This window comes from Bradyrhizobium sp. WSM4873, from assembly GCF_055811355.1.
On sequence record NZ_JBVVPS010000017.1, the window covers coordinates 94099 to 117084 of the forward strand.

Genomic DNA, 22986 nt, shown 5'->3' on the forward strand with positions numbered 1-22986 from the left:
GCGCTTGCCATGACCGCTCGCCTGGAACGAGCCGAGGCCAGATTTGCCTTCATGGGTTTCCTTTTCGTGGCAATGCTAAGCTTTGCTCATGGCGATCTGGCGCGAGACGGGCTGCTTTTCCTGTTCTTGGGCTACCTCGTACGAATTTCGGAGCCGCAACCGTAGCAGTGGCGTCTGACCGGTTTCGCAAGGCGGTACGAATGAACGTAGCCAGCCAACTTGCGCGCCATACTTGATTACTCTTCCGGCGCGTTCTCGATCGGATCAAACCGGCTCGCATCGAGCCCGAGCAGGTTCCATGACTGCTGCATATGCTGCGGCAGCGGCGCGGTGGCATCAATGAAGCCGCCGCGGGGATGCGGGATGACGATGCGGCGCGCCAGCAGGTGCAGCCGGTTTTGCAGGCCGCCCGGCAGTTGCCAGTTCTCGATATTGAAATATTTGGGATCGCCGACGATGGGGTGGCCGATATGTTCCATGTGGGCGCGCAGCTGGTGGGTGCGCCCCGTCACCGGCTTCAGCGACACCCAGGTCAGCTTGTTGCCGGCGGTCTCGACCACCGCATAGTACGTGACCGCGTGGCTTGCGCCCTCGTCGCCATGCTGGGCGATGCGCATGATGGTGTCGTCTTCGCTCTCCTCCTTGGCAAGGAATGTCGAGATGCGGCCCTGCTTCGGTTTCGGTAGCCCCGGTACCAGCGCCCAATAGGTTTTTCGCGCCGACCGCGAACGAAAGGCGCCGGTCAGATGCGAGGCGGCAAAGCGGGTCTTGGCGATCAGGAGACAGCCCGACGTCTCCCTGTCGATGCGGTGCACGAGGCGCGGCTTCTGGCCCTTGGAGTCGCGCATCACCTCGAGCATCTGGTCGATGTGTCGCGTCATGCCCGAGCCGCCCTGCACGGCAAGTCCGGCCGGCTTGTTCAGCACGAGAACGTCGTCGTCCTCGTAAATCGTCATCTCCTTCAGCGCCGCAAGTGTCTTTTGCGCCGCCTCCGACTGCGGGTTGGGTGCCTTCGGCGTGTCGAGCTTCAGCGGCGGAATGCGGACGCTCTGGCCCTCCTCCAGCCGGTCCTTGCTGTCGACGCGCTTGCCGTCGACGCGCAGTTCGCCTTTGCGAACGACGCGCTGAATGTGGGAGAACGACAGGCCGGGAAAGTGCGCTTCAAGGAAGCGATCGACGCGCATGTTGTTCTCGTCGGCCGTCACCTTGACGGTCTGCACTTTGGTCGGCAGCAATGCCTCGACGGGCTTTGCCGGTGCAGCCTTTTCCGGTTCGGCTTTGGGCGCGCGCCGCTCGACGCGCTCGCTGGCAAAGCGCGGCGCCTTCGCGCCCGGCTTGCCGCCCGGCCGCAGCCCAGCAGGCTTCGCGCTGCGCGCCTGGAACGGGCGCGCCTCCTTGCGCTCATCGCGCGAACGGGGCTTTGGATCGGTTCTTTTGATGCGGCGGCTCATGGTGCCTGCCTAGCTCAAAAGCGGCCTCGCGTCACGGCGAAATGGCGATTTTGGCTTCAGCCACCCCGCTCCTTGCGCAACTTGGCCCAATAATCCAGCCGCTTCCTGATCTCCCGCTCGAACCCGCGGTCCGGCGGGTCGTAGAAGGTCTGGCGGCCCAGGGCTTCCGGGAAGTAATCCTGGCCGGAGAAGGCGTCGGGCGTGTCGTGGTCGTATTCGTAAGATGCGCCGTAGCCTTCCGACTTCATCAGCTTGGTCGGCGAGTTGAGGATATGTTTCGGCGGCAGCAGCGAGCCGGCCTGCTTTGCGACCTGCATCGCCTTGCCGAAGGCGGTGTAGACGGCATTCGATTTCGGCGCGGTGGCGAGATAGACCACCGCCTGCGCGATCGCGAGCTCGCCCTCGGGGTGACCGAGGAAGTCGAAAGCGTCCTTGGCTGCGTTGGCGATGACCAGCGCCTGCGGATCGGCAAGCCCGATATCCTCGACCGCCATGCGCACGACACGGCGCGCCAGGAACAGCGGATCCTCGCCGGCGTCCAACATGCGCGCGAGATAATACAGCGCGGCATCGGGATCGGAGCCCCGCACCGACTTATGCAGCGCCGAGATCAAATTGTAATGGCCGTCGGCCGACTTGTCGTAGATGGGCGCGCGGCGCTGCAAAATCTCCTGCAACTGCGCGGCGTCGAAAATCTCGTCCTTGCGCGCGGCGCGCCAGACTTCCTCGACGAGCGTCAGCGACGCGCGGCCGTCGCCATCGGCCATGCGCACCAGCACGGCGCGCGCTTCCTCGTCGAGCGGCAGCTTGCGGCCCTCGATCTCCTCGGCATGCGCAAACAGCTTTTCGATCGCGGCCGCGTCGAGCGAGCGAAACACCAGCACGCGCGCCCGGGACAGAAGCGCCGCGTTGAGCTCGAAGGACGGATTTTCGGTGGTGGCGCCGACCATCACCACCGTGCCGTCTTCCATGACGGGCAGAAACGAATCCTGCTGGGCGCGGTTGAAGCGATGCACCTCGTCGACGAACAGCAGCGTGCCCTTGCCCATCTCGCGGCGTGCGCGCGCGGCCTCAAAGGCCTTCTTCAAATCGGCGACGCCGGAGAACACCGCGGAGATCTGCTCGAAATGCAAATCGGTGGCGTCCGCGAGCAGCCTCGCGACCGTGGTCTTGCCAGTGCCGGGCGGGCCCCAGAACACCAGCGAGCCCAGCGTGCGCGTCTCCAGCATGCGCGTCAGCGCGCCGTCGGGACCCAGGATGTGATCCTGGCCGACGACCTCCGAAAGCGCGCGCGGCCGCAGCCGATCCGGCAGCGGATGCGGAGCCTCGTGATCGAGCCCCGCCGCGGCGAAGAGAGTTGGCGTCTCCTGTGGTCGCTTCGGACTCATCCGCCCAGCGTGACGTTGATCTGCTGGCCGCCACGCACCAGCGTGATGCGCCAGATGCGCTGGCGCTCGGCCGCCGCCTTTTCGAGATCGCTGGTCTTGCTGATCTTCTGGTTGTTGACGGCCAGGATGACATCGCCCTTCTGGAAGCCGACATTCGCGGCCGCGCTGTCGCCGCCGAGATCGGTGACCACGACGCCTTCGGTGTCGGCGTCCAGATGCAGCTCGTCGGCGAGCGCCGGGGTGATGGTCGAGACCTTCGCGCCCTGGAGAGGCGAGCGCGCGGTGATGACGAGCTCGTTGCGGCCGGCATCGGGCGCGGCGTCCAGCGCCACCGTCAACTTGACCGGCTTGCCGCCGCGCTGCACGTCGATCTGCGCCGTGCCGCCGAGCGGCCGTGTGGCGAAGCGATAGTCGAAGGCGTTTGGATCATCCACGGTCTGGCCGTCGATCGAGACGATCAGGTCGGAGGATTTCAGCCCGGCCTTGGCCGCCGGTCCGTTCGGAACGACGCTTGCGACCAGCGCACCGGTCGGCGAACGCAGGCCGAGACTCTCGGCGATCTCCGGCGTCACCGCCTGCAATTTCGCCCCGAGCCAGGGTCGCTTCACCGCCTTGCCGCCGCCCTTCGCGGAGGCGACGACGACGCGCACCATGTTGGCGGGGATCGCGAAGCCGATGCCCTGCGAGCCGCCGGAGCGCGAATAGATCGCGGTGTTGATGCCCGCGAGCCTGCCGTTCATGTCGACCAACGCGCCGCCGGAATTGCCAGGATTAATCGCCGCGTCGGTCTGGATGAAAAACTGGTAGTCGGTGATACCGACCTGCGTGCGCGCCAAGGCCGAGATGATGCCGTGAGTCACGGTCTGGCCGACGCCGAAGGGATTGCCGATCGCCATCACGACGTCGCCGACCATCAGCTCGTCTGAATTGGTGAATTCGAGAGCCGGAAACTTCTCCTTGGTGTCCTTCAGGCGCAGCACCGCGAGATCGCTGCGAGAGTCCTTCAGCACGATCTCGGCCTCGAACTCACGCTTGTCCGACAGCGACACCTTGACCTGGTCGGCGCCTTCGATGACGTGGACGTTGGTGACAACGAGTCCCGACGCATCGACGATCACGCCCGAACCAAGCGAGCGCTGCACCTGTTCCTGTTGCTGGCCGGGCACGCCGAAGAAGCGGCGGAAGATCGGGTCGTCGAGCAGCGGGTTGCGATTCTGCACCACCTTGGCGGCATAGACGTTGACGACCGCCGGCTGCACCCGCTGCACGATCGGCGCATAGGACAGCCGCAGTTCGGCGGGCGAGGACGGCACTCGGCGGTCCTGCGCGGCGGCCGGATTGAAATTGGCCGAAAAGGCTATGCACAGTGCCGTGACGACGGCGCTCCAGGTCGATCGAAACATTCCTACCTCTTGGAAAAGACGCCGGAATATAGGCGCGTTCGCCCGCCAATAGAAGGGCGCCCGGCGCGATATTCGACCCCCTTTTTGGTGTGTCCCGCCTGCAAGCTCTGCGTGCGAAATTACAATTTGCCGGGGCTGCCGATTGGCATGATGTGCGTCATCTTGCATGGTGGTGCTAGGCGGATTCGGTTGCGGCGAATTTACACCAGTGGGAACCGCGCAACCGGGCGCAGCGTCGCGGAGCAGTCATCGATCGTACCTAGGCTCTCCGCCAGCGACTTGGGAAGTTCGTCAACCGATGGAGTCATGACGTGAGCAGGACAAGAATTGCAGCCACAGCGATTGGTCTCGCCGCCGCGCTGGCAGCCTCGCAGGCCCAGGCTCAATCGGCGAGCAGCAGCGACCAGGAGATCGCGCTCCTGAAGCAGCAGTTGAAGATGCTGGAGCAGAAGCTCGACAAGCTCCAGAGCCAGACCGCGGCGAACACTGCCGCTGCAGCAAAGGCCAGGACCGAAGCCAAGGCGGATGCGAAAGCTGAGGCGCGGTCCGAAGCGAAGGCCGTCGTCGCCAACGCCAACGCGGCGATCCCGCTCAAGGGACCGGCGCCTGCCTCCGGCGTCCTCGTGACGATGCCGAACAATCGGCCGACCATCTGCACTGCCGATGGGGCAAACTGCGTCGGGATCACAGGTCGCGTGCATTGGGACGCCGGCGGCTACGACTATCGGCCCAACACGGCCGCAACCGTGCCGCAGAAACTCGATAGCGGCGAGAACGTCCGCCGCGCGCGCATCGGTCTCGCCGGCAAGTTCTTCAACGACTGGAATTTCGCGCTGGTCTACGACTTCGGCGGCTCCTCCGACGGGTTTGGCGGCGCAGCTCCGGGTTCGCTGCCCGGCGGCGGCGTCTCCGGCATCGAGAACGCCTATCTCAGCTATACCGGCCTGAAACCGTTCGGCGGCAAGATGGCCATCGAAGGCGGCATCATGGACCTGCCCTACACTCTCGATGAAGCCACGAGCTCCAACGACATCATGTTCATGGAGCGCGCCTCGGCCGGCATCATCGCGACCAGCATCGCCGCGGGCGACTTCCGCTCGGCTGTCGGCACGCGCTGGTACAACGACCAGCTCTGGATCGGCGGCTACGTCACGGGGCCCTCGACCGGCGCGATCCATTCGGCGTCGAGCGCAGCACCGAACGGTGCCTCCGAGCAGTATGGCGCCGTCGCCCGCGTTGCCGGCCAGGTCGTCAGCGGCAAAGACTACTCAGTCCATCTCGGCGGCAATGCCGAATGGCTGATCCAGCCGTCGCGCAACATGGTGACGGGTGCGCAGACGGTGACGCTTAACGATCGTCCGGAACTGCGCATCGATCCCACGGCGCTCGCCACGACCGGCGCAATCGCCAATGCCTCCGGCGCGCAGGTCTACAGCGTCGAAGCGGCCGCCACTTATGGACCACTGATCCTGCAAGGCGAGTATTTCTGGTACAACATCGATCGCAGCGCCAACACCGGCCTGCCGCCGCTGGGTGCGCCGAGCCTCAAATTCCAGGGCGGCTACGCGCAGGCCGGCTACGTGCTGACGGGCGAGGGTCGCAGCTATAATGCGGCGAATGCGGCCTATGGCGGCGTCAAGCCGGCGCACCCGTTCTCGCTCGAGGGCGGCGGCTGGGGCGCGTGGGAAGTCGCGGGACGCTTCTCCACGATCGACCTCAACGATCAGCTCGGGACCGCCACCGGCATCGCGGGCGGCCGGCAGACCGTCTACACGGCGGCGCTGAACTGGTACGTCAACGGCAACGTCCGTTTCATGCTGGACTATCTGCATGGCACGGTGTCAAGGCAGGCCTCGCCGATCTCGACCGCCGATGTCGGCTCGAAGTTCGATGCGGTCGCGATGCGGACGCAGTTCGCGTTCTAGGTCTCGCCTGTCGTCCCGGGGGCGCGCAAAAAACGCGAACCCGGGACCCAGCACCTGCAACACTTTCGAAGGAGACAAGCCATGAAGGCCGTCGGCTACAAGAAATCGCTTCCGATCGAGGATCAGGACGCGCTGTTCGATTTCGAGACCGCCAAGCCCGAACCCAAGGGCCGTGATATCCGCGTCGCCGTAAAGGCGATCTCGGCCAATCCGGTCGACTACAAGGTGCGCAAGCGCGCCGCCCCGCCCGAGGGCGAGACCAAGATTCTGGGCTATGACGCGGCAGGCGTGGTCGATGCCGTGGGGCCTGACGTCTCGCTGTTCAAGCCGGGCGATGAGGTATTTTACGCCGGCTCGATCCTGCGCCAGGGTACCAATTCCGAATTCCACCTTGTCGACGAGCGTATCGTCGGCAACAAGCCGAAGAGCCTGTCGTTCGCGCAGGCCGCCGCCCTTCCCCTCACCTCCATCACCGCCTGGGAGCTGTTGTTCGATCGGCTCGGTGCGGTGCCCGGCAAGAGTGTCGATCCGCGCACGCTCTTGATCACCGGCGGCGCCGGCGGCGTCGGCTCGATCCTGATCCAGCTCGCCCGCCGCCTCACCGGCCTCACGGTGGTCGCGACCGCGACGCGGCCGGAATCGCAAAAATGGTGCCTCGATCTCGGCGCGCATGCGGTGATCGACCACGGCCAACCGATGAAGGAGCAGATCGAGAAGCTCATGCTGCCGCCGGTCGCGCTGGTGGCGAGCCTCACCTTCACCGACCAGCACTACAAGAGCATCGCCGACTTCATGGCGCCGCAGGGCAGGTTCGGCCTGATCGACGATCCCCCGGAATTCACTGTGAGCGCGTTCAAGGGCAAGGCAATTTCGGTGCATTGGGAATCGATGTTCACGCGCTCCTCGTTCCAGACCGCCGACATGATCGCGCAGCATCATCTGCTCAATGACGTCGCCGACCTCATCGACAAGGGCGTGCTGCGCACGACGCTCGACCAGACCTTCGGCACGATCAACGCGGCCAATCTCAAGCGGGCCCACGCGCTGCTCGAGAGCGGCAAGTCGCGCGGCAAGATCGTGCTGGAGGGGTGGTAGGTCTTAGCTCGAAGCGGGCGCCGCATTCGTCTCAGGCGGACGCGTCGCCCGCTCGATAAAGCCCTTCGCGAGCGCGTGGTAGATCCCCTCCTCGCAGATCATCCGCGATGTGGCATGTGCAATCAGGGCGGCGGCCATCAACGGCACCACCATGGCGTGGTTGTCGGTCATCTCGGTCACGATGACGAAAGCGGTGATCGGCGCCTGCACCACACCGGCAAAATACGAGACCATGCCGAGCAACATGATCGCACCGAGCGGAGCGTCGTGGAAGAAGGACGCGATATTGCTGCCGAGGCCGGCCCCAACGGCGAGTGACGGCGAAAAGATTCCGCCGGGTATGCCACTGATTGCCGCGAAGGTGGTGGCGAGAAGCTTGAGGATGCCGAAGTCCTGCGGCAGCGGTGCGCCCTGCTCCAGGGCCGTCTTTACCTGCTGGTAGCCTGTGCCATAGATCGTATCGCCGGAGACGATGCCGCAGATCGCGACTGCGAAGCCGCACACGAGCGCAAACCACAACGGGTGGCGCTTGACCGAACGCCCTAGCGGATGGGCGAAGCCGCGCGCCATCACGATGACGATACGGCTGAAGACGCCGCCGGCCACGCCACCAACCACGCCACACACCGGAACCGCCAGCCAGTCGGCACCGGGGGCTAGCGACATCGCACTGCTGCCGAAATAGGCGTAATTGCCCATCAGCGCGAGCGAGGTCAGACCGGCCGCGATCACCGCTGCGATGATGAGACTGCTGGTACGTGTCTCGAAAGCACGGCTCATCTCCTCGATGCCGAAGACGATCCCCGCCAGCGGCGTGTTGAAGGCGGCCGCGACGCCGGCGGCCGCGCCGGCCAGGATCAATCCGGGCTGGCGGCGTGGCGAGACGCGTCCGAGCGCGAACATGATGGAAGCGCCGACTTGAACGCTCGGTCCTTCCCGGCCGACGGAGCCACCGCATAGCAGGCCGAACAAGGTGAGGATCACCTTTCCGATCGCGATTCGGATCGAGACCAGGCTCTCGCGCGCCGCCTGGTCGGTCAGATGCCGCGCGGCGATCGCCTGGGGAATGCCGCTGCCCTGTGCGTTCGGGAACAGCCGGGTGGTCAGATAGGCCGAAAGCATGAAGCCGAGAGGTGTCACCGCCAGCACGGCGTAGCGCGACTTGGCCAACACCAGCGCGAAGGCGTGCTGGGCCAGATCGGCGAGCTGGGCCAGCACCACCGCCGCGGCGCCCACCCCGATCCCACCGAGCACGAAGATCGCCCGCCGCTGCCATCGCGCGGATGTCAGCCTGAACAGGCGTTTGTGGCGGGTCGACAGGGGCCAGAGCATGAAGCCGAGGTTTAGCCGGTCCCGCCGCGAATTGAAGAGGCAAGCGAGCAGACCAGCTAGACTGGAACCGCGCCCTCGACGAACATCAACCGCCGCTCCAGCGCCGTCTGCCGCAGCTTCAGCGCTTCGGCGTATTCCGGCGAGGCGTACCATTCGCGCGCGCGTTTCATCGATGGAAACTCCACGATGATCATGGTCTTAGGCGGCGGGCCGCCCTCCACCACCTCGGTGGCGCCGCCGCGGACGAGATAGCGGCCGCCATATTGCGCGATGGTTGCAGCAGCCAGCGTGCGATAGGCCTCCATTGCGGCCTGATCGCGCGCCTCGACCTCCGAGATCACATAGGCCGGCATGAGCTGATCTCAGGCAATCGTGTTGACGATGCCGCCTTCCGCGCGCAGCGCCGCACCGTTGGTCGCGGAGGCTTCCTTCGAAGCTGCATAGACCACCATGTTGGCGATCTCGTCGACGCTGGCAAAGCGCTGGAGCAGCGAGCTTGGGCGATGCTGCTTGACGAAATTGGCCGCGGCCTCATCGACCGACTGGCCGTTCTGCTTGGCAAGATCCTTCACGAACGTCTCGACACCTTCCGACATTGTCGGGCCTGGCAGCACGGAATTGACGGTGACGCCTGTGCCGCGTGTGAGCTGCGCCAGGCCGCGCGCGACCGAGAGCTGCGCCGTCTTGCTCATGCCGTAGTGGATCATCTCGACGGGAATGTTGAGCCCGGACTCCGAGGAGATGAAGACGATTCGGCCCCAGTTGCGCTTGAGCATGCCCTTCATGTACGCGCGCGAGAGGCGCACGCCGCTCATCACGTTGACCTCGAAAAAGCGGCTCCAGTCCTCGTCCGGAATGTCGAAGAAGTCCTTCGGCTCGAAGATGCCGGCATTGTTGATGAGGATATCGACGTCTGGCAGCGCCGCGGTAAGCGCCTTGCAGCCGGCAGCGGTCGAGACATCGGCGGCGATGCCGCGGACCTTTCCGCCCGCTCCCTCCAGCTTGCGCACGGCCGCATCGACCTTGTCCTGGCCGCGTCCGTTGATCACGACGCTCGCACCCGAGCCGGCAAGGCCTCTGGCGATGGCGTGGCCGATGCCGGCGGTCGAGCCGGTCACGAGGGCGGTCTTTCCGGAAAGGTCGATCTTCATGCTATGTCTCCATTAGAGCTGACGGAGATATCGTGAGCTGCAAGGGCGCGTGCAATCGCTCCTCACCGACGCGTGAGGATTCAGTTGTGAGGCGGAAGCGTCCTGAGAAACGCGACGATGGCATCGAGATCCTGGGCCGTCATGCTGGCATAGGCAGCATAGGCCATCGGCGGCTTCAGTTTGTGGCCGTCGCGTGCAATGCCTTGTGTAATCGCACGTTTGATTTCGTCGTCGCTCCACCCGCCGATGCCCGCGGCTGTATCCGCGGTGATGTTGGGAGAGACAGATTCACCCCACGGCCCCTTGAACGTCCGACCGCCCTTGCCGCTTGCTCCGGCGAAATCGTGCACGGCGGACGGGCCGTCCGGCGTGTGGCATTCCAGGCAATGGGCGATGGTCAGGAGATAGCGCCCACGCGCGAGCTTGTCGGACAGCTCAGCCTCGCTCGCTTGCTTGCCGGCGTAGGTCGGCATCTCCGGCTTCAGCATGATGCGGTACTCCGGCGCCGGCGTCTCGTGATGCACCGACGGCACCGAGTGCAAATAAGCTGCGAGCGCGTCGAGATCGCGGGTGGTGAGCACGGTGTAGAACGCGGTCGGCATGATCGGCGCGACCCTGGTTCCGTTCGGCCTGACGCCGCTGACGAGAAACCGCCTCAGCTCCGCGTCGGTCCAATTGCCGATGCCGGTGTCCTTGTCCGGTGTGATGTTGGAGCCAGAGACCTTGAAGGCGGGCTCGTCAAAAACCTGGCTGCCGCCGGAGAGCGCGCGAGAGAGATCGAGCCCTTGCGGCCCTCGCGGCGTGTGGCAGTTGTGGCAAACCATCACGCTGTTGACGAGATAGGCGCCGCGCTCGACCAGCGTCTCGCCAGAGGCCGGCGACATCAGCAGCGCCAGCGCAATCCCTGACACAATCCTCATCGAGAGCCCCCCGGCCGGAATCGCGTTCAACGAAACGATGCGCGGTATGAGAGGCAGCCGCGCCAACAAAAAAACGGCGCCCGAAGGCGCCGCTTTCTGAAAACTCTCCGCGGTCGGCTTACGCCGCCTCGGCTTCCTTTTCCTGCACCGGACCGGAGTCCTGGCCCTTGGCATCGACGTCGCGATCGACGAACTCGATCACGGCCATCGGGGCGTTGTCGCCGTAGCGGAAGCCGGCCTTGATGATGCGGGTGTAGCCACCCTGTCGATCCTTGTAGCGGGGCGCGAGCGTGTCGAACAGCTTCCTGACCTGATCCTTGTCGCGCATCTCGGAGATGGCCTGGCGACGCATGGACAGGCCGCCCTTCTTGCCGAGGGTGATCAGCTTCTCGACGATCGGACGCAATTCCTTCGCCTTCGGCAGCGTGGTGACGATCTGCTCGTGCTTGATCAGCGCGGCGCACATGTTGGCGAACATCGCGCGGCGATGCTCGGCGGTGCGGTTGAGCTTGCGATGAACCTTGCCGTGACGCATTTTATCTATTCCTTGAATTTCATTCGTCGCGACGGTTCGTCGGACAGTTGCTCAGGTGGGCTGCCTGCGTTCGCCCGCTAAGGCGCGATGAATTCGCGCCTTAGCCTATCGTCGTTCGGATCAGTAGTGATCCTCGAAGCGCTTGGCGAGCTCGTCGATGTTCTCCGGCGGCCAGCCCGGCACTTCCATGCCGAGATGCAGACCCATCTGGGCCAGCACTTCCTTGATCTCGTTCAGCGACTTGCGGCCGAAGTTCGGAGTGCGGAGCATTTCCGCTTCGCTCTTCTGCACGAGGTCGCCGATGTAGACGATGTTGTCGTTCTTCAAGCAGTTGGCCGAACGCACCGACAGCTCGAGCTCGTCCACCTTCTTGAGGAAGGCCGGGTTGAAGGCGAGGTCCGGGATGATCTCCTGGGCGACTTCCTTGCGCGGCTCTTCGAAGTTGACGAACACGTTGAGCTGATCCTGCAGGATGCGCGCAGCGTAGGCCACGGAATCATCCGGCGTCAGCGCGCCGTTGGTCTCGATCGTCATGGTCAGCTTGTCGTAGTCGAGGATTTGGCCCTCGCGGGTGTTCTCGACCTTGTAGGAGACCTTGCGGACCGGCGAGTAGAGGCTGTCGACCGGGATCAGGCCGATCGGCGCGTCCTCGGGACGGTTGCGCTCGGCGGGCACGTAGCCCTTGCCGGTTGCGACCGTGAACTCCATGCGGATCTCGGCGCCCTCGTCGAGCGTACAGATCTGCAGGTCGGGATTGAGCACGACGACGTCGCCCACGGTCTGGATGTCGCCAGCGGTGACGACGCCCGGGCCGGACTTCTTGACGACCATGCGCTTGGGGCCTTCGCCCTGCATCTTGATCGAGATGTCCTTGATGTTGAGCACGATGTCGGTGACGTCCTCACGGACGCCCGCGATCGAGGAGAACTCGTGCAGCACGCCGTCGATGTGCACCGACTGCACCGCCGCGCCCTGGAGCGAGGACAGCAGGATGCGGCGCAGCGCGTTGCCGAGCGTCTGGCCGAAACCGCGCTCGAGCGGCTCGGCGACGATGGTCGCGAAACGGGTCGGATCGCTGCCGGGCTGTACCTGCAGCTTGTTCGGCCGAATCAGTTCTTGCCAATTTTTCTGGATCGTCACTGTTTCACCCATACAGGCCAGTCAGACTGCTGTTGCAGGCACTGGCGTTGGAGAAAGGCCGCAGATCATTTCCACGGCTTTGCAAAAAGTAATCGCGGGCGCCAATGCGCCCGCAATCTGGTATCAAACGCGCCGACGCTTGCGGGGACGGCAACCGTTGTGCGGGATCGTGGTCACGTCGCGGATCGAGGTGACGGTGAAGCCCGCAGCCTGGAGCGCCCGAAGCGCCGATTCGCGGCCCGAACCGGGACCGGCGACTTCGACTTCCAGCGTGCGCATGCCGTGCTCCTGCGCCTTCTTGGACACGTCCTCGGCGGCAACCTGTGCGGCATACGGGGTCGACTTGCGCGAGCCCTTGAAGCCCATCGTGCCGGCGGAGGACCAGGCAATCGTGTTGCCCTGCGCGTCGGTGATGGTGATGGTCGTGTTGTTGAACGACGAGTTCACGTGCGCGACGCCGGAGGCGATGTTCTTGCGCTCACGACGACGAACGCGGGTGGCTTCCTTGCCCATAGACTACCTTTCCTGAAGATCTCAAACGCCGCCGTAATGCCAGCGGCTACACCTGTGGAACGAAAGGCGCGTGGCGAACGGGTCATCCCCGGGCCGCCACACGCCGTGATTGGATGCGAAAACTTACTTCTTCTTGCCGGCGATGGCCTTGGCCGGACCCTTGCGCGTACGCGCATTGGTGTGGGTACGCTGGCCACGCACCGGCAGACCGCGACGATGGCGCAGGCCGCGGTAGCAGCCGAGGTCCATCAGACGCTTGATGTTGATGCCGACCTCACGACGCAAATCGCCCTCGACGAGATAGTCGCGGTCGATCACTTCGCGGATCTGAAGCACTTCGGCGTCGCTGAGCTGATTGACCCGACGATCGTCTGGGATCTTGACCTTCTCCATGATCTCACCGGCGATCTTCTGACCGATGCCATGGATGTACTGGAGCGCGATCAGCACGCGCTTGTTGGTCGGGATGTTCACGCCGGCAATACGGGCCACGGCCTTCTCTCCTGTCGCCGATCCCTCGTCAGGAATCGTGCTTTAAGTGCTTGGTTTCTCGGGCAGGTGTTCACAAACGCGAACACGACGCCCACCCCTGGTCTTCCTGGGGCCCGGCATCGTTTGAAACTATCCGACTTGGATGCGGGGCTTATTAGGGGATTCAGGGGGCTTTCGTCAACCGCTGCTAGCGCTTAGCTCGCTTTTTCGTGACCTTTTTTGCGGCTCTTTTGGCACCTTTCTTGACAGCCTTCCTTGCGGTCTTTTTGGCTGCCTTCTTCTTCCCCGCCTCCTTGGCGGCTTTCTTGACGATTCTCTTGCCTGCCTTCGTAGCCTTCTTGGCCGCCTTCTTGGATTTGGCGGCCTTTTTGGCCGTCTTCGCGGGCTTTTTGGCCGATTTCTTCGCCGCCTTGGCCTTTCTGGCCGGGGCCGCCTTTGTCGCACCCCGGGCGTGCGTCTTGCCATGCGTCTTGGGCTCGACCGCCCCGAGCGCCAGGAGCTGGCGATGGATGGCGCGGGTGACCTCGTCGATGGCCATCATACCATCGATGGTCGAGAGCTTCCGCCGCTCGGAATAGTAGTGAATCAGCGGTTCCGTCTGGCTGCGGTAGCTGGCTAACCGCTTGGTCAGGACTTCCGGGGTGTCGTCGAGCCGGACCTCCTCCCCCCGCTCGCGCATCTGGGCGACGCGAGTCTCGACGCGGTTCAGGAGCGCGCTCTCGTTAACGCGGAGCTCGATCACGGCGTCGAGCTTGAGGTGCTTGTGCTTGAGCAGCTCATCCAGCGCCTCGGCCTGCGGCACGGTCCGCGGGAAACCATCGAGGATGAAACCGTTTTTTGCATCCGGCTGATCGATCCGATCGGAGATGATTCCGACCACGACATCGTCTGGCACGAGACCGCCGCTGGCCATGATCTCCTTGGCCTTGAGCCCGACCGGCGTTCCGGCCGCCACCGCTGCACGCAACATCTCGCCGGTCGAGAGCTGGACGATGCCATAGCGCTGCACCAGCAGCTGCGCCTGGGTGCCCTTGCCCGATCCCGGTGGCCCCAGAAGTATAATTCTCATCGGCGTACGCCCCCCGATTGGTGCGCGATACGTCGCGCGCCTGTGTTTTGAAGTCCAGTTACAGTGCAAATCATAATCAGCGCCGCACCGCTACCCATATCATAGGGGAGCAAATGGCCGGACGCCAAGAAGCCTTTGAGATCAGTGCTTGGAGATCAGTGCTTGGAGATCAGTGCTTGGAGATCAGTGCTTGCACGACGGCAAGAGCGACTCCGCCGAGGCGACCGAATGGCCGGCTCGCCGTCCGCGCGCGCTGCACGCGCAGCGATTCGGCGGCGCAATCGCGCCGCCCGAGAGGACGCCGCGCTTAACGGCGGCGGCCGCGCAGCTTTGATTTCCGAATCAAGCCTTCGTACTGATGCGCCAGGAGATAGCCCTGCACCTGCGCCACCGTGTCCATGGTGACGCTGACGACGATCAGCAGCGACGTGCCGCCGAAGTAGAACGGCACCGACGCGTAGGAGATCAGGATTTCCGGGATCAAGCAGACGATCGCGAGATAGACCGCGCCGAGCACGGTGATGCGCGACAGCACGTAGTCGATATATTCCGCGGTACGCTCGCCGGGACGGATGCCCGGAATGAAGCCGCCGTGCTTCTTCAGATTGTCCGCGGTCTCGGTCGGATTGAACACGATCGCGGTGTAGAAGAAGGCGAAGAACACGATCAGCGCCAGATACATGATCAGGAACAGCGGACGGCCGTGGCCGAGCTGGGTGTTGATCCACTGGAACCATTCCGGTCCGCTGCCCGCGTTGAAGTTCGCAACCGTGGTCGGCAGCAGCAGCAGCGAGGACGCGAAGATCGGCGGGATCACGCCCGAGGTGTTGAGCTTGAGCGGCAGATGCGAGGACTGCCCCTCGAACATCTTGTTGCCGACTTGGCGCTTCGGATACTGGATCAAGAGCCGCCGCTGGGCGCGCTCCACGAACACGATGAAGGCGATCACGGCGACCGCCATGATGATGACGACCAGAATCAGGCCGGTCGACATCGCACCCTGACGGCCGAGCTCGAGCATGTTGGCGAGCGCCGCGGGCAGCTCGGCGACGATGCCGGAGAGAATGATCAGGGAAATGCCGTTGCCGATGCCGCGCGAGGTGATCTGCTCGCCCAGCCACATCAGGAACATCGTGCCCCCGGTCAGCGTGATCGCCGTGGACAGACGGAAGAACATGCCGGGGTCGCTGACGACGTTGCCGGCGCCTTCGAGGCCCACCGCGATGCCGTAGGACTGGAACGCGGCCAGGATCACCGTGAGATAGCGGGTGTACTGGTTCAGCAGCTTGCGGCCGGACTCGCCCTCCTTTTTCAGCGCCTCGAGCTGCGGCGAGACGGTGGTCAGGAGCTGGATGATGATGGAGGCCGAGATGTACGGCATGATGTTCAGCGCAAAGATCGCCATGCGGTGAATGCCGCCGCCGGCGAACATGTTGAACATGCCGAGGATGCCGCCCGCCTGCGAGCGGAACACCTGCTCCCAGATGTTGGGATCGATGCCCGGCAGCGGGATGTAGGTCCCGAGCCGATAAACGAGCAGCGCCCCCAGGGTGAACCAGATGCGCTTCTTCAGTTCGTCGGCCTTGGCAAACGCACCGAAATTGAGATTGGCTGCCAGTTGTTCCGCTGCAGAGGCCATCTTGGACTTTCTCCCGCCGCTTTTTGCGCCGTCATGCCCGCGGCCGGGCTACATTATACCGGACACCGGACATTATCTGGGGCTACGGCTTCGATAAGTCCATCGTCCCGCGTGCGTAAAGGCCCGCGAGCCGCGGGCCGATGACGCAGTTGTTACGCCGCCTCGCCTTCTTCCTTGGCAGGCGCGAGGATCTTCACCGAGCCGCCGGCCTTCTCGACTGCCGCGATCGCGGTCTTCGAGGCGCCGTGCACTTCGATGTTGAGCTTGGCCTTGAACTCGCCGCGGCCGAGCAGCCGCAGGCCACCCTTGGCGCGGCGCAGCACGCCGGCCTTGACCAGGGATTCGACGTTCACGACGCTGCCGGCGTCGATCTTCTTGGCATCGACCGCGTCTTGGAGCCGGTCGAGATTGATCTCGGCGAACTCGACGCGGAAGATGTTGTTGAAGCCGCGCTTGGGCAGACGGCGATGCAAGGGCATCTGGCCGCCTTCGAAACCCTTGATGCGCACGCCCGAACGCGCGGTCTGGCCCTTGCCACCGCGGCCGGCCTGCTTGCCCTTGCCCGAACCAATGCCGCGGCCGACACGCATACGCTTCTTGCGCGAGCCGGCATTGTCGGCGATATCGCTGAGCTTCATCGCCCTGCTCCTTGTTTCTTGCGCATGACCTTCACCGAAAACGGGTCTCCGCTTCGGGATGGTGCGCCTTTGCTTACTTCTCGTCGACGATGCGAACGAGATGGTGAACCTTCAAGATCATGCCACGGACCGCCGGGGTGTCCGGCAGTTCGCTGGTGCGGCCGATCTTGTTGAGCTTGAGGCCGATCAGCGTCGAACGCTGCGAGTGATGGCGGCGGATCGCGCTGCCGGTCTGCTCGAGTTTGATCGTCTTTGCGGTCGTAACGGCACTCTTGGCCATGGGCGTCTACTCCGAAAAGCTTCCGTTATTCGGCAACCGCCTCGGCGTCGCCACCGATACGGCGGGACTGGAGGGTGGACACCTTGATATTGCGGCGGGCAGCGACCGAGCGCGGTGAATCCTGATGCTTCAGCGCATCGAAGGTCGCGCGAACCATGTTGTACGGGTTCGACGAGCCGATCGACTTCGCAACCACGTCCTGGACGCCGAGCGTCTCGAACACGGCGCGCATCGGACCGCCAGCGATGATGCCGGTACCGGCCGGAGCTGCGCGCAGGTAAACACGGCCGGCGCCGTGACGGCCCGCGATGTCGTGATGCAGCGTACGCCCCTCGCGCAACGACACGCGGGTCAGGTTGCGCTTGGCGGATTCGGTTGCCTTGCGGATCGCCTCGGGCACTTCGCGCGCCTTGCCGTGACCGAAGCCGGCGCGGCCCTTCTGGTCGCCGATCACGACCAGCGCTGCGAAACCGAAGCGCTTGCCGCCCTTGACGACCTTGGCGACGCGATTGATGTGGACGAGCTTGTCGACGAACTCGCTGTCGCGCTCTTCCCTGCGTTCACGTCCGCCGCCGCGTTGATCGCGTCCACCACGTTGTTCGCGTTCTGCCATGGTTTTTCCAGTCCTTCAGAGGCTTACGCCTCAATCCTCAAATTCTGTTAGAAGCTCAGCCCGCTCTCACGCGCCGCGTCGGCGAGAGCCTTGACGCGCCCGTGATAGAGATAGCTGCCGCGATCGAACACGACTTCCTTGACACCCTTCTCGGCGGCGCGCTCGGCCAGCAGCTTGCCGACCGCCTTCGCCGCATCGATGTCGGCGCCGGTCTTGCCGCCATCGCGCATCGACTTCTCGAGCGACGAGGCAGAGGCCAGCGTCTCGCCCTTCAGGTCGTCGATGACCTGGGCGTAGATGTGCTTGGACGAGCGGAACACCGACAGGCGCGGACGGCCGCCACCCGAGCGGCGCAGCTTCAGTCGTACACTGCGCTTGCGCCGGGCATTCGTAACCTTGGCTTTCGACATGACCGGCTCCGTTACTTCTTCTTGCCTTCCTTGCGGAAGATGAATTCGCCAACATACTTCACGCCCTTGCCCTTATAGGGCTCCGGCGGACGATAGGAGCGAATCTCGGCGGCGACCTGGCCGACGCGCTGAATGTCGCTGCCGGTCACCGTGATCTCGGTCGGCTTCGGCACGGTGATCGTGATCCCTTCCGGGATCGCGTAGACCACGTCGTGGCTGTAGCCGAGCGCGAGCTGCAGGTTCTTGCCCTGCAGCGCAGCGCGGTAACCGACGCCGGTGATTTCGAGCTTCTTCTCGAAACCCTTGGTGACGCCTTCGACCAGATTCGCGACCTGGGCGCGAGCGGTCCCGTACAGGGCTCGCGCACGGTTGGTCTCGACCCGCGGGTTCACCTTGACCTGGCCGTTGTCGAGCTTCACCTCGACGTCGTTATGGACGACGAACTGAAGCTGGCCCTTCGGCCCCTTCATCTTGACGGTCTGCCCGTCGACGGTCGCGGTCACACCCGACGGCACCGCTACCGGCCTTTTGCCAACACGTGACATGGATCAAAAATCCTTCTCAGAACACCGTGAAGAGAACTTCGCCGCCCACGTTCGCTTCACGCGCACTGTGGTCGGCCATGATTCCCTTCGGCGTCGACAACACCGAAATGCCGAGTCCGTTATTGACCCGCGGCAGGTTCTTCACCGAGGCGTACACGCGACGCCCGGGCTTGGAGACACGCTCGATCTCGCGGATAACGGGCTCGCCGTCGAAATACTTCAGCTCGATCTCGATCTCGCTACGGCCCGAGGAGTGCTCGAGCGTGGCGTAACCGCGGATGTAGCCTTCGCTCTTCAGCACCTCGAGGACGTTCTCGCGCATCTTCGAACCAGGCGTGGAGACCTTGTTCTTGGAACGCATCTGCGCGTTACGGATGCGGGTGATCAGATCGCTGATTGGATCGTGCGTAGACATTTAAACGACCCTCCTTACCAGCTGGACTTCACGAGGCCCGGGACCATGCCCCGGGAGCCAAGGTCGCGCAGCGCGATACGGGACAGCTTGTTCTTGCGGTAGTTCGAGCGCGGGCGGCCCGTCAGCTCGCAACGCAGACGGATGCGGGTCGCCGACGAATTGCGCGGCATTTCCGCCAGCTTCAGGGTCGCGGCGAACCGCTCCTCCATCGGCAGCGTCTTGTCGGCGATGATCGCCTTCAACCGCTCGCGCTTCGGGGCGGCGTTCTTCGCCATCCGCTTGCGCCGGTTGTTCTTCTCGATTGAACTCTTCTTTGCCATGCTTGGCTCCTGGGTATCCGCGTTTGAGAGGCTTTAGGTCAGCGTCTCACTGCCGGAACGGGAAATTGAAAGCGGTCAACAAGGCCCTCGCCTCGTCGTCGGTCTTGGCCGTGGTGCAGACGGTGATGTCCATACCGCGGGATTCCGTGACCTTGTCGAAGTCGATCTCGGGGAAAATGATGTGTTCCTTGAGGCCGAGCGAGTAGTTGCCACGGCCGTCGAAGCTCTTCGGGTTCAAGCCGCGGAAGTCGCGGACGCGCGGCAGCGCGACCGTCACCAGGCGATCGATGAACTCGTACATGCGGGCCTTGCGCAGCGTGACTTTGCAGCCGATCGGCTGGTTCTCACGCAACTTGAAGGTCGCGATCGCGATGCGCGAATAGGTCACGATCGCCTTCTGGCCGGCGATCTGGGTCAATTCCGCAGCGGCGTTCTCGGCCTTCTTGCGGTCGTTGACGGAATCGCCAACGCCCATGTTCAGCACGACCTTGTCCAGGCGCGGAACCTGCATGACGTTCTCATAACCGAACTTCTCGGTCATTTCCGTCCGGATCTTCGCGTCGTATTCCGCGCGCAGGCGCGGCGTGTAAGCGGCCTCAGCCATCGATCTCAGCTCCCGAGCTCTTGGCGATGCGGACCTTCTTGCCGTCCGCCAGAATCTTGAATCCGACGCGGGTCGGCTTCCCGTCCTTGCCGACATACGCGATGTTGGACAGTTGGATCGGCGACTCTTTCGAGATGATGCCGCCCTCCTGGGCCTGCGTCTGCTTCTGGTGACGCTTGACCATGTTGATGCCGCGCACCAGCGCCGTACCGGCGTCGGGACGCACTTCGAACACCTCGCCGGTGCGGCCCTTGTCGCGGCCGGTCAGCACGACGACCTTATCGCCCTTGCGGATCTTCGCAGCCATCACAGCACCTCCGGCGCGAGCGAGATGATCTTCATGTGGTTCTTGGCGCGCAGCTCGCGCGGCACGGGCCCGAAGATACGGGTACCGACCGGCTCGGACTGATTGTTGATCAGAACGGCGGCGTTGCGGTCGAAGCGGATGACCGAACCGTCGGCGCGGCGGATGTCCTTGCGGACGCGCACCACGACGGCCTTCATCACGTCGCCCTTCTTCACCTTGCCACGCGGAATCGCTTCCTTGATCGAGACAACGATGATGTCGCCGATCGTGGCGTAGCGGCGCTTGGAGCCCCCGAGCACCTTGATACACATGACACGGCGTGCGCCAGAATTATCGGCCACGTCGAGGTTGGTCTGCATCTGAATCATTGATGCACCTCGTCCTCTTCTATTTGCGCCAGCCCAGCCGGCGCTCAACATTTCCCTGAAGTCAGTCGGCTAAAGCCAACAGATCAGGCGCTTTTCTTGTGTTCGCCCCGGATCACGACCCAGCGCTTCAACTTCGAAATCGGCTTCGATTCCTCGATCCACACCATGTCGCCCGGCTTGAACTCGTTGCTCTCGTCGTGCGCGTGGTAGTTCTTCGAACGGCGGATCGTCTTCTTGTAGATCGGGTGCGTAAAGCGGCGATCGACGCGCACCACGATGGTCTTGGCTTGCTTGTCGCTGACGACCACGCCCTGCAAAGTACGTTTCGGCATCTTCGTAAGCCTCTTACTTCTTCTTCGCGCGCGTCTGCGCGGCGACGGTCTTGATCCGGGCGATGTCACGGCGAGCCTCGCGCAGGCGCGAGGTGTTCTCGAGCTGCCCGGTGGCGCGCTGGAAGCGCAGGTTGAAGCGTTCCTTCTTCAGGTTCAGGATGGCGTCATCCTGCTGATCGGGGCTCAACGCGCGGATGTCTTCGATTTTCATCTGGGCCATGGCCATTACTCCGCAATGCGCTCGACGAAGCGCGTCTTGATCGGCAGCTTGGCTGCCGCCAGGGTCAGCGCTTCACGCGCCGTCTGGGTGTTGACGCCGTCGATCTCGAACAGCACCCGGCCCGGCTTGACGCGCGCGACCCACAATTCCGGCGCCCCCTTGCCGGAACCCATGCGGACTTCGGCGGGCTTCTTCGACACGGGAACGTCGGGGAAAATGCGGATCCAGACGCGGCCGGCGCGCTTCATGTGGCGGGTCAGTGCGCGGCGAGCGGCTTCGATCTGGCGCGCGGTGACGCGCTCAGGCTCGGTTGCCTTCAGACCGAACTGGCCGAACGCCAACGTCGCGCCCGAAGACGCAACGCCGTGGATACGGCCCTTATGCGCCTTCCGGAACTTCGTTTTCTTAGGTTGCATCATGGCTTCAAGCCCTCAAATTCTCTGTGCTGGCGTCAGGCTGCAGCGTTGTCCCGGCGCTGCCGGCCGCCGCGATCGCCGCCGCCACCAGTCTCGCCTTCGGCCATTCTCTTGTCCTGGGCCATCGGATCGTGCTCGAGGATCTCACCCTTGAAGATCCAGACCTTGACACCGCAGGTGCCGAAGGTCGTGAACGCGGTCGCAACGCCGTAGTCGATGTCTGCGCGCAGCGTGTGCAGCGGCACGCGACCTTCGCGGTACCACTCCATGCGCGCGATTTCCGCACCGCCCAGACGTCCCGAGCAGTTGATGCGGATGCCTTCCGCGCCGAGACGCATCGCCGACTGGACGGCGCGCTTCATGGCGCGGCGGAACGCCACGCGGCGCTCCAGCTGCTGCGCGATCGACTCGGCCACCAGCGTCGCATCGAGCTCCGGCTTGCGGATCTCGACGATGTTGATGACGACGTCGGACGAGGTGATGTCCGCGACCTTCTTGCGCAGCTTGTCGATGTCGGCGCCCTTCTTGCCGATCACCACGCCCGGACGAGCCGAGTGGATGGTGACGCGGCACTTCTTGTGCGGACGCTCGATCACGATGCGGGCGACGGCCGCCTGCTTGAGCTCCTTGTGCAGGATCTCGCGGATCTTGACGTCCTCATGCAGCAGCTTGCCGTATTCCTGCTTGCCCGCGAACCAGCGGGAATCCCAGGTCCGGTTGATGCCAAGACGCAGACCGATCGGATTGATCTTTTGACCCATCGTGTTCTCCTGCGTCCCTTAAGCCGCTGCTGCGGCTTCGACCTGACGAACGATGATCGTCAGCTGTGAAAATGGTTTGTAGACACGGCCCGAGCGGCCACGCCCGCGGGCGGCAAAGCGCTTCATCACGAGGCCGTTGCCGACGAAGGCCTGGGCCACGACGAGATCGTCGACGTCGAGGTCGTGGTTGTTCTCGGCGTTGGCAATAGCCGATTCCAGGCACTTCTTCACGTCAACCGCGATCCGCTTGCGCGAAAACTGCAGGTCGGCGAGCGCAGCAGCCGCCTTCCGGCCGCGAATGAGCTGGGCGACCAGGTTGAGCTTCTGCGGGCTCACCCGCAGCATCCGGGCGACCGCCTTGGCCTCGTTCTCGGCGAGGCTCCGTTCGCGCTTAGGTTTGCTCATCGTTTAATCCTCAAGCCTTCTTGGCTTTCTTGTCCCCGGAGTGGCCATGGAAGGTACGGGTCGGCGAGAACTCGCCGAACTTGTGACCGACCATTTCCTCGTTGACGGCCACCGGCACGTGCTTCTGACCGTTGTAGACGCCGAAGGTCAGGCCGACGAATTGCGGCAGGATCGTCGAGCGACGGCTCCAGATCTTGATGACGTCGTGACGGCCGGACGAGCGCGCGGCATCTGCCTTCTTGAGCAGAGAACCCTCGACGAACGGGCCTTTCCAGACTGAACGAACCATGTCCGGCGTT

At 64.0% G+C, this 22986-nt stretch carries 32 protein-coding genes; 3 read left to right on the forward strand and 29 right to left on the reverse strand.

Features of this window, described 5'->3' with window-relative positions:
- Positions 1-9 precede the first annotated feature (9 nt).
- The gene (locus AC0L21_RS22295) at positions 10-165 is read left to right on the forward strand and encodes a hypothetical protein (RefSeq protein ID WP_247455500.1); all 156 of its coding nucleotides are present in this window, start codon (positions 10-12) and stop codon (positions 163-165) included.
- Between the two features lie 71 nt (positions 166-236).
- On the opposite strand, the gene AC0L21_RS22300 is transcribed toward AC0L21_RS22295, so the two are convergent.
- The 3 genes from AC0L21_RS22300 to AC0L21_RS22310 are packed head-to-tail and all read right to left on the reverse strand — an operon-like array spanning position 237 to position 4242.
- On the reverse strand, positions 237-1451 hold the full coding sequence (locus tag AC0L21_RS22300) for an RluA family pseudouridine synthase (protein WP_473263968.1): 1215 nt from the start codon (positions 1449-1451) through the stop codon (positions 237-239).
- A 56-nt stretch (positions 1452-1507) separates the two neighbouring features.
- Positions 1508-2839, reverse strand: coding sequence for a replication-associated recombination protein A (locus tag AC0L21_RS22305; RefSeq protein ID WP_473263971.1), 1332 nt, complete (start codon positions 2837-2839; stop codon positions 1508-1510).
- Positions 2836-4242, reverse strand: a complete 1407-nt coding sequence (locus tag AC0L21_RS22310) for a DegQ family serine endoprotease (RefSeq protein WP_473263973.1) — start codon at positions 4240-4242, stop codon at positions 2836-2838. Before AC0L21_RS22310 ends, AC0L21_RS22305 begins: the two co-directional genes overlap by 4 nt.
- 311 nt (positions 4243-4553) lie before the next feature.
- On the opposite strand from AC0L21_RS22310, the gene AC0L21_RS22315 reads away from it, so the two are divergent.
- Complete coding sequence (locus AC0L21_RS22315) at positions 4554-6167, forward strand: OprO/OprP family phosphate-selective porin (RefSeq protein ID WP_473263976.1); 1614 nt, start codon at positions 4554-4556, stop codon at positions 6165-6167.
- Positions 6168-6248: 81 nt separating this feature from the next.
- Positions 6249-7262: a zinc-binding alcohol dehydrogenase family protein gene (locus AC0L21_RS22320; RefSeq protein WP_473263977.1), complete on the forward strand. Its 1014-nt coding sequence runs from the start codon at positions 6249-6251 to the stop codon at positions 7260-7262.
- 3 nt (positions 7263-7265) lie between these two features.
- Here the strand turns inward: AC0L21_RS22320 and AC0L21_RS22325 are convergent, their stop codons facing one another.
- The 26 genes from AC0L21_RS22325 to rpsS form a co-directional block, all read right to left on the reverse strand.
- Positions 7266-8594, reverse strand: coding sequence for a chloride channel protein (locus tag AC0L21_RS22325; protein ID WP_473263978.1), 1329 nt, complete (start codon positions 8592-8594; stop codon positions 7266-7268).
- A gap of 56 nt (positions 8595-8650) precedes the next feature.
- Positions 8651-8947, reverse strand: a complete 297-nt coding sequence (locus tag AC0L21_RS22330) for a DUF1330 domain-containing protein (RefSeq protein WP_473263979.1) — start codon at positions 8945-8947, stop codon at positions 8651-8653.
- 9 nt (positions 8948-8956) lie between these two features.
- Positions 8957-9745 carry an SDR family NAD(P)-dependent oxidoreductase gene (locus tag AC0L21_RS22335; protein WP_473263980.1) on the reverse strand — a complete coding sequence of 263 codons (789 nt, stop codon included), beginning with the start codon at positions 9743-9745 and terminating at the stop codon, positions 8957-8959.
- 80 nt (positions 9746-9825) lie between these two features.
- Complete coding sequence (locus AC0L21_RS22340; protein ID WP_473263981.1) at positions 9826-10665, reverse strand: c-type cytochrome; 840 nt, start codon at positions 10663-10665, stop codon at positions 9826-9828.
- A 118-nt stretch (positions 10666-10783) separates the two neighbouring features.
- Positions 10784-11200, reverse strand: coding sequence for a 50S ribosomal protein L17 (gene rplQ / locus AC0L21_RS22345; RefSeq protein WP_456769435.1), 417 nt, complete (start codon positions 11198-11200; stop codon positions 10784-10786).
- Positions 11201-11320: 120 nt separating this feature from the next.
- On the reverse strand, positions 11321-12352 hold the full coding sequence (locus tag AC0L21_RS22350; protein ID WP_007603046.1) for a DNA-directed RNA polymerase subunit alpha: 1032 nt from the start codon (positions 12350-12352) through the stop codon (positions 11321-11323).
- A gap of 111 nt (positions 12353-12463) precedes the next feature.
- A complete protein-coding gene (gene rpsK, locus AC0L21_RS22355; protein WP_007603045.1) occupies positions 12464-12853 on the reverse strand; it encodes a 30S ribosomal protein S11 in 390 nt (129 codons plus the stop codon).
- Positions 12854-12976: 123 nt separating this feature from the next.
- On the reverse strand, positions 12977-13345 hold the full coding sequence (rpsM, locus tag AC0L21_RS22360) for a 30S ribosomal protein S13 (protein WP_007611599.1): 369 nt from the start codon (positions 13343-13345) through the stop codon (positions 12977-12979).
- A gap of 187 nt (positions 13346-13532) precedes the next feature.
- A complete protein-coding gene (locus tag AC0L21_RS22365) occupies positions 13533-14414 on the reverse strand; it encodes an adenylate kinase (RefSeq protein WP_473263982.1) in 882 nt (293 codons plus the stop codon).
- A gap of 307 nt (positions 14415-14721) precedes the next feature.
- On the reverse strand, positions 14722-16053 hold the full coding sequence (secY, locus tag AC0L21_RS22370; protein WP_007611601.1) for a preprotein translocase subunit SecY: 1332 nt from the start codon (positions 16051-16053) through the stop codon (positions 14722-14724).
- Positions 16054-16205: 152 nt separating this feature from the next.
- Complete coding sequence (gene rplO, locus AC0L21_RS22375; protein ID WP_027518586.1) at positions 16206-16691, reverse strand: 50S ribosomal protein L15; 486 nt, start codon at positions 16689-16691, stop codon at positions 16206-16208.
- A gap of 73 nt (positions 16692-16764) precedes the next feature.
- Positions 16765-16971, reverse strand: coding sequence for a 50S ribosomal protein L30 (gene rpmD, locus AC0L21_RS22380; protein ID WP_211399432.1), 207 nt, complete (start codon positions 16969-16971; stop codon positions 16765-16767).
- Between the two features lie 25 nt (positions 16972-16996).
- Entirely contained in the window at positions 16997-17584 is a 588-nt protein-coding gene (rpsE, locus tag AC0L21_RS22385; RefSeq protein ID WP_007603037.1) for a 30S ribosomal protein S5, read from the reverse strand.
- 47 nt (positions 17585-17631) lie between these two features.
- Positions 17632-17994 carry a 50S ribosomal protein L18 gene (gene rplR, locus AC0L21_RS22390; protein WP_007603036.1) on the reverse strand — a complete coding sequence of 121 codons (363 nt, stop codon included), beginning with the start codon at positions 17992-17994 and terminating at the stop codon, positions 17632-17634.
- An 11-nt stretch (positions 17995-18005) separates the two neighbouring features.
- Positions 18006-18539, reverse strand: a complete 534-nt coding sequence (gene rplF / locus AC0L21_RS22395) for a 50S ribosomal protein L6 (RefSeq protein WP_007603035.1) — start codon at positions 18537-18539, stop codon at positions 18006-18008.
- 16 nt (positions 18540-18555) lie between these two features.
- Positions 18556-18954 carry a 30S ribosomal protein S8 gene (gene rpsH / locus AC0L21_RS22400; protein WP_007603034.1) on the reverse strand — a complete coding sequence of 133 codons (399 nt, stop codon included), beginning with the start codon at positions 18952-18954 and terminating at the stop codon, positions 18556-18558.
- Positions 18955-18968: 14 nt separating this feature from the next.
- Positions 18969-19274 (reverse strand): 30S ribosomal protein S14, encoded by a 306-nt coding sequence (gene rpsN, locus AC0L21_RS22405; protein WP_473263983.1) that lies wholly within the window; start codon positions 19272-19274, stop codon positions 18969-18971.
- Between the two features lie 46 nt (positions 19275-19320).
- Positions 19321-19878 carry a 50S ribosomal protein L5 gene (gene rplE / locus AC0L21_RS22410; protein ID WP_007603032.1) on the reverse strand — a complete coding sequence of 186 codons (558 nt, stop codon included), beginning with the start codon at positions 19876-19878 and terminating at the stop codon, positions 19321-19323.
- Positions 19871-20185, reverse strand: a complete 315-nt coding sequence (gene rplX, locus AC0L21_RS22415; protein WP_007603031.1) for a 50S ribosomal protein L24 — start codon at positions 20183-20185, stop codon at positions 19871-19873. The genes rplE and rplX overlap by 8 nt, the downstream gene beginning before the upstream one ends.
- A complete protein-coding gene (rplN, locus tag AC0L21_RS22420) occupies positions 20185-20553 on the reverse strand; it encodes a 50S ribosomal protein L14 (RefSeq protein ID WP_007603030.1) in 369 nt (122 codons plus the stop codon). The genes rplX and rplN overlap by 1 nt, the downstream gene beginning before the upstream one ends.
- Before the next feature lie 83 nt (positions 20554-20636).
- Positions 20637-20885, reverse strand: coding sequence for a 30S ribosomal protein S17 (gene rpsQ / locus AC0L21_RS22425; RefSeq protein ID WP_007603028.1), 249 nt, complete (start codon positions 20883-20885; stop codon positions 20637-20639).
- A gap of 13 nt (positions 20886-20898) precedes the next feature.
- Positions 20899-21105: a 50S ribosomal protein L29 gene (rpmC, locus tag AC0L21_RS22430; protein ID WP_007603026.1), complete on the reverse strand. Its 207-nt coding sequence runs from the start codon at positions 21103-21105 to the stop codon at positions 20899-20901.
- A 5-nt stretch (positions 21106-21110) separates the two neighbouring features.
- Positions 21111-21524: a 50S ribosomal protein L16 gene (gene rplP / locus AC0L21_RS22435; protein ID WP_007603024.1), complete on the reverse strand. Its 414-nt coding sequence runs from the start codon at positions 21522-21524 to the stop codon at positions 21111-21113.
- A 32-nt stretch (positions 21525-21556) separates the two neighbouring features.
- Positions 21557-22282, reverse strand: a complete 726-nt coding sequence (rpsC, locus tag AC0L21_RS22440) for a 30S ribosomal protein S3 (RefSeq protein WP_247497528.1) — start codon at positions 22280-22282, stop codon at positions 21557-21559.
- An 18-nt stretch (positions 22283-22300) separates the two neighbouring features.
- Positions 22301-22687 carry a 50S ribosomal protein L22 gene (gene rplV, locus AC0L21_RS22445; protein WP_007603022.1) on the reverse strand — a complete coding sequence of 129 codons (387 nt, stop codon included), beginning with the start codon at positions 22685-22687 and terminating at the stop codon, positions 22301-22303.
- 10 nt (positions 22688-22697) lie between these two features.
- Entirely contained in the window at positions 22698-22976 is a 279-nt protein-coding gene (gene rpsS / locus AC0L21_RS22450) for a 30S ribosomal protein S19 (RefSeq protein WP_007603021.1), read from the reverse strand.
- Positions 22977-22986 lie beyond the last annotated feature (10 nt).

Excerpts from the sequence above, each read along its gene's own strand:
- rpsN (WP_473263983.1), bottom strand. The coding sequence starts at position 19,274 with ATGGCAAAGAAGAGTTCAATCGAGAAGAACAACCGGCGCAAGCGGATG.
- AC0L21_RS22300 (WP_473263968.1), bottom strand. The coding sequence starts at position 1,451 with ATGAGCCGCCGCATCAAAAGAACCGATCCAAAGCCCCGTTCGCGCGAT.
- rpsK (WP_007603045.1), bottom strand. The coding sequence starts at position 12,853 with ATGGGCAAGGAAGCCACCCGCGTTCGTCGTCGTGAGCGCAAGAACATC.
- rpmD (WP_211399432.1), bottom strand. The coding sequence starts at position 16,971 with ATGGCCAAGAGTGCCGTTACGACCGCAAAGACGATCAAACTCGAGCAG.
- AC0L21_RS22320 (WP_473263977.1), top strand. The coding sequence starts at position 6,249 with ATGAAGGCCGTCGGCTACAAGAAATCGCTTCCGATCGAGGATCAGGAC.
- AC0L21_RS22340 (WP_473263981.1), bottom strand. The coding sequence starts at position 10,665 with ATGAGGATTGTGTCAGGGATTGCGCTGGCGCTGCTGATGTCGCCGGCC.
- AC0L21_RS22335 (WP_473263980.1), bottom strand. The coding sequence starts at position 9,745 with ATGAAGATCGACCTTTCCGGAAAGACCGCCCTCGTGACCGGCTCGACC.
- rplO (WP_027518586.1), bottom strand. The coding sequence starts at position 16,691 with ATGAAGCTCAGCGATATCGCCGACAATGCCGGCTCGCGCAAGAAGCGT.
- rplN (WP_007603030.1), bottom strand. The coding sequence starts at position 20,553 with ATGATTCAGATGCAGACCAACCTCGACGTGGCCGATAATTCTGGCGCA.
- rpsC (WP_247497528.1), bottom strand. The coding sequence starts at position 22,282 with ATGGGTCAAAAGATCAATCCGATCGGTCTGCGTCTTGGCATCAACCGG.
- rpsE (WP_007603037.1), bottom strand. The coding sequence starts at position 17,584 with ATGGCAGAACGCGAACAACGTGGTGGACGCGATCAACGCGGCGGCGGA.
- rplR (WP_007603036.1), bottom strand. The coding sequence starts at position 17,994 with ATGTCGAAAGCCAAGGTTACGAATGCCCGGCGCAAGCGCAGTGTACGA.
- rplP (WP_007603024.1), bottom strand. The coding sequence starts at position 21,524 with ATGATGCAACCTAAGAAAACGAAGTTCCGGAAGGCGCATAAGGGCCGT.
- AC0L21_RS22350 (WP_007603046.1), bottom strand. The coding sequence starts at position 12,352 with ATGGGTGAAACAGTGACGATCCAGAAAAATTGGCAAGAACTGATTCGG.
- AC0L21_RS22295 (WP_247455500.1), top strand. The coding sequence starts at position 10 with ATGACCGCTCGCCTGGAACGAGCCGAGGCCAGATTTGCCTTCATGGGT.
- AC0L21_RS22325 (WP_473263978.1), bottom strand. The coding sequence starts at position 8,594 with ATGCTCTGGCCCCTGTCGACCCGCCACAAACGCCTGTTCAGGCTGACA.
- AC0L21_RS22305 (WP_473263971.1), bottom strand. The coding sequence starts at position 2,839 with ATGAGTCCGAAGCGACCACAGGAGACGCCAACTCTCTTCGCCGCGGCG.
- rplF (WP_007603035.1), bottom strand. The coding sequence starts at position 18,539 with ATGTCACGTGTTGGCAAAAGGCCGGTAGCGGTGCCGTCGGGTGTGACC.
- rpsS (WP_007603021.1), bottom strand. The coding sequence starts at position 22,976 with ATGGTTCGTTCAGTCTGGAAAGGCCCGTTCGTCGAGGGTTCTCTGCTC.
- secY (WP_007611601.1), bottom strand. The coding sequence starts at position 16,053 with ATGGCCTCTGCAGCGGAACAACTGGCAGCCAATCTCAATTTCGGTGCG.
- AC0L21_RS22365 (WP_473263982.1), bottom strand. The coding sequence starts at position 14,414 with ATGAGAATTATACTTCTGGGGCCACCGGGATCGGGCAAGGGCACCCAG.
- rplQ (WP_456769435.1), bottom strand. The coding sequence starts at position 11,200 with ATGCGTCACGGCAAGGTTCATCGCAAGCTCAACCGCACCGCCGAGCAT.
- rplE (WP_007603032.1), bottom strand. The coding sequence starts at position 19,878 with ATGGCTGAGGCCGCTTACACGCCGCGCCTGCGCGCGGAATACGACGCG.
- rplV (WP_007603022.1), bottom strand. The coding sequence starts at position 22,687 with ATGAGCAAACCTAAGCGCGAACGGAGCCTCGCCGAGAACGAGGCCAAG.
- rpmC (WP_007603026.1), bottom strand. The coding sequence starts at position 21,105 with ATGGCCCAGATGAAAATCGAAGACATCCGCGCGTTGAGCCCCGATCAG.
- rpsH (WP_007603034.1), bottom strand. The coding sequence starts at position 18,954 with ATGTCTACGCACGATCCAATCAGCGATCTGATCACCCGCATCCGTAAC.
- rplX (WP_007603031.1), bottom strand. The coding sequence starts at position 20,185 with ATGGCTGCGAAGATCCGCAAGGGCGATAAGGTCGTCGTGCTGACCGGC.
- AC0L21_RS22330 (WP_473263979.1), bottom strand. The coding sequence starts at position 8,947 with ATGCCGGCCTATGTGATCTCGGAGGTCGAGGCGCGCGATCAGGCCGCA.
- rpsQ (WP_007603028.1), bottom strand. The coding sequence starts at position 20,885 with ATGCCGAAACGTACTTTGCAGGGCGTGGTCGTCAGCGACAAGCAAGCC.
- AC0L21_RS22310 (WP_473263973.1), bottom strand. The coding sequence starts at position 4,242 with ATGTTTCGATCGACCTGGAGCGCCGTCGTCACGGCACTGTGCATAGCC.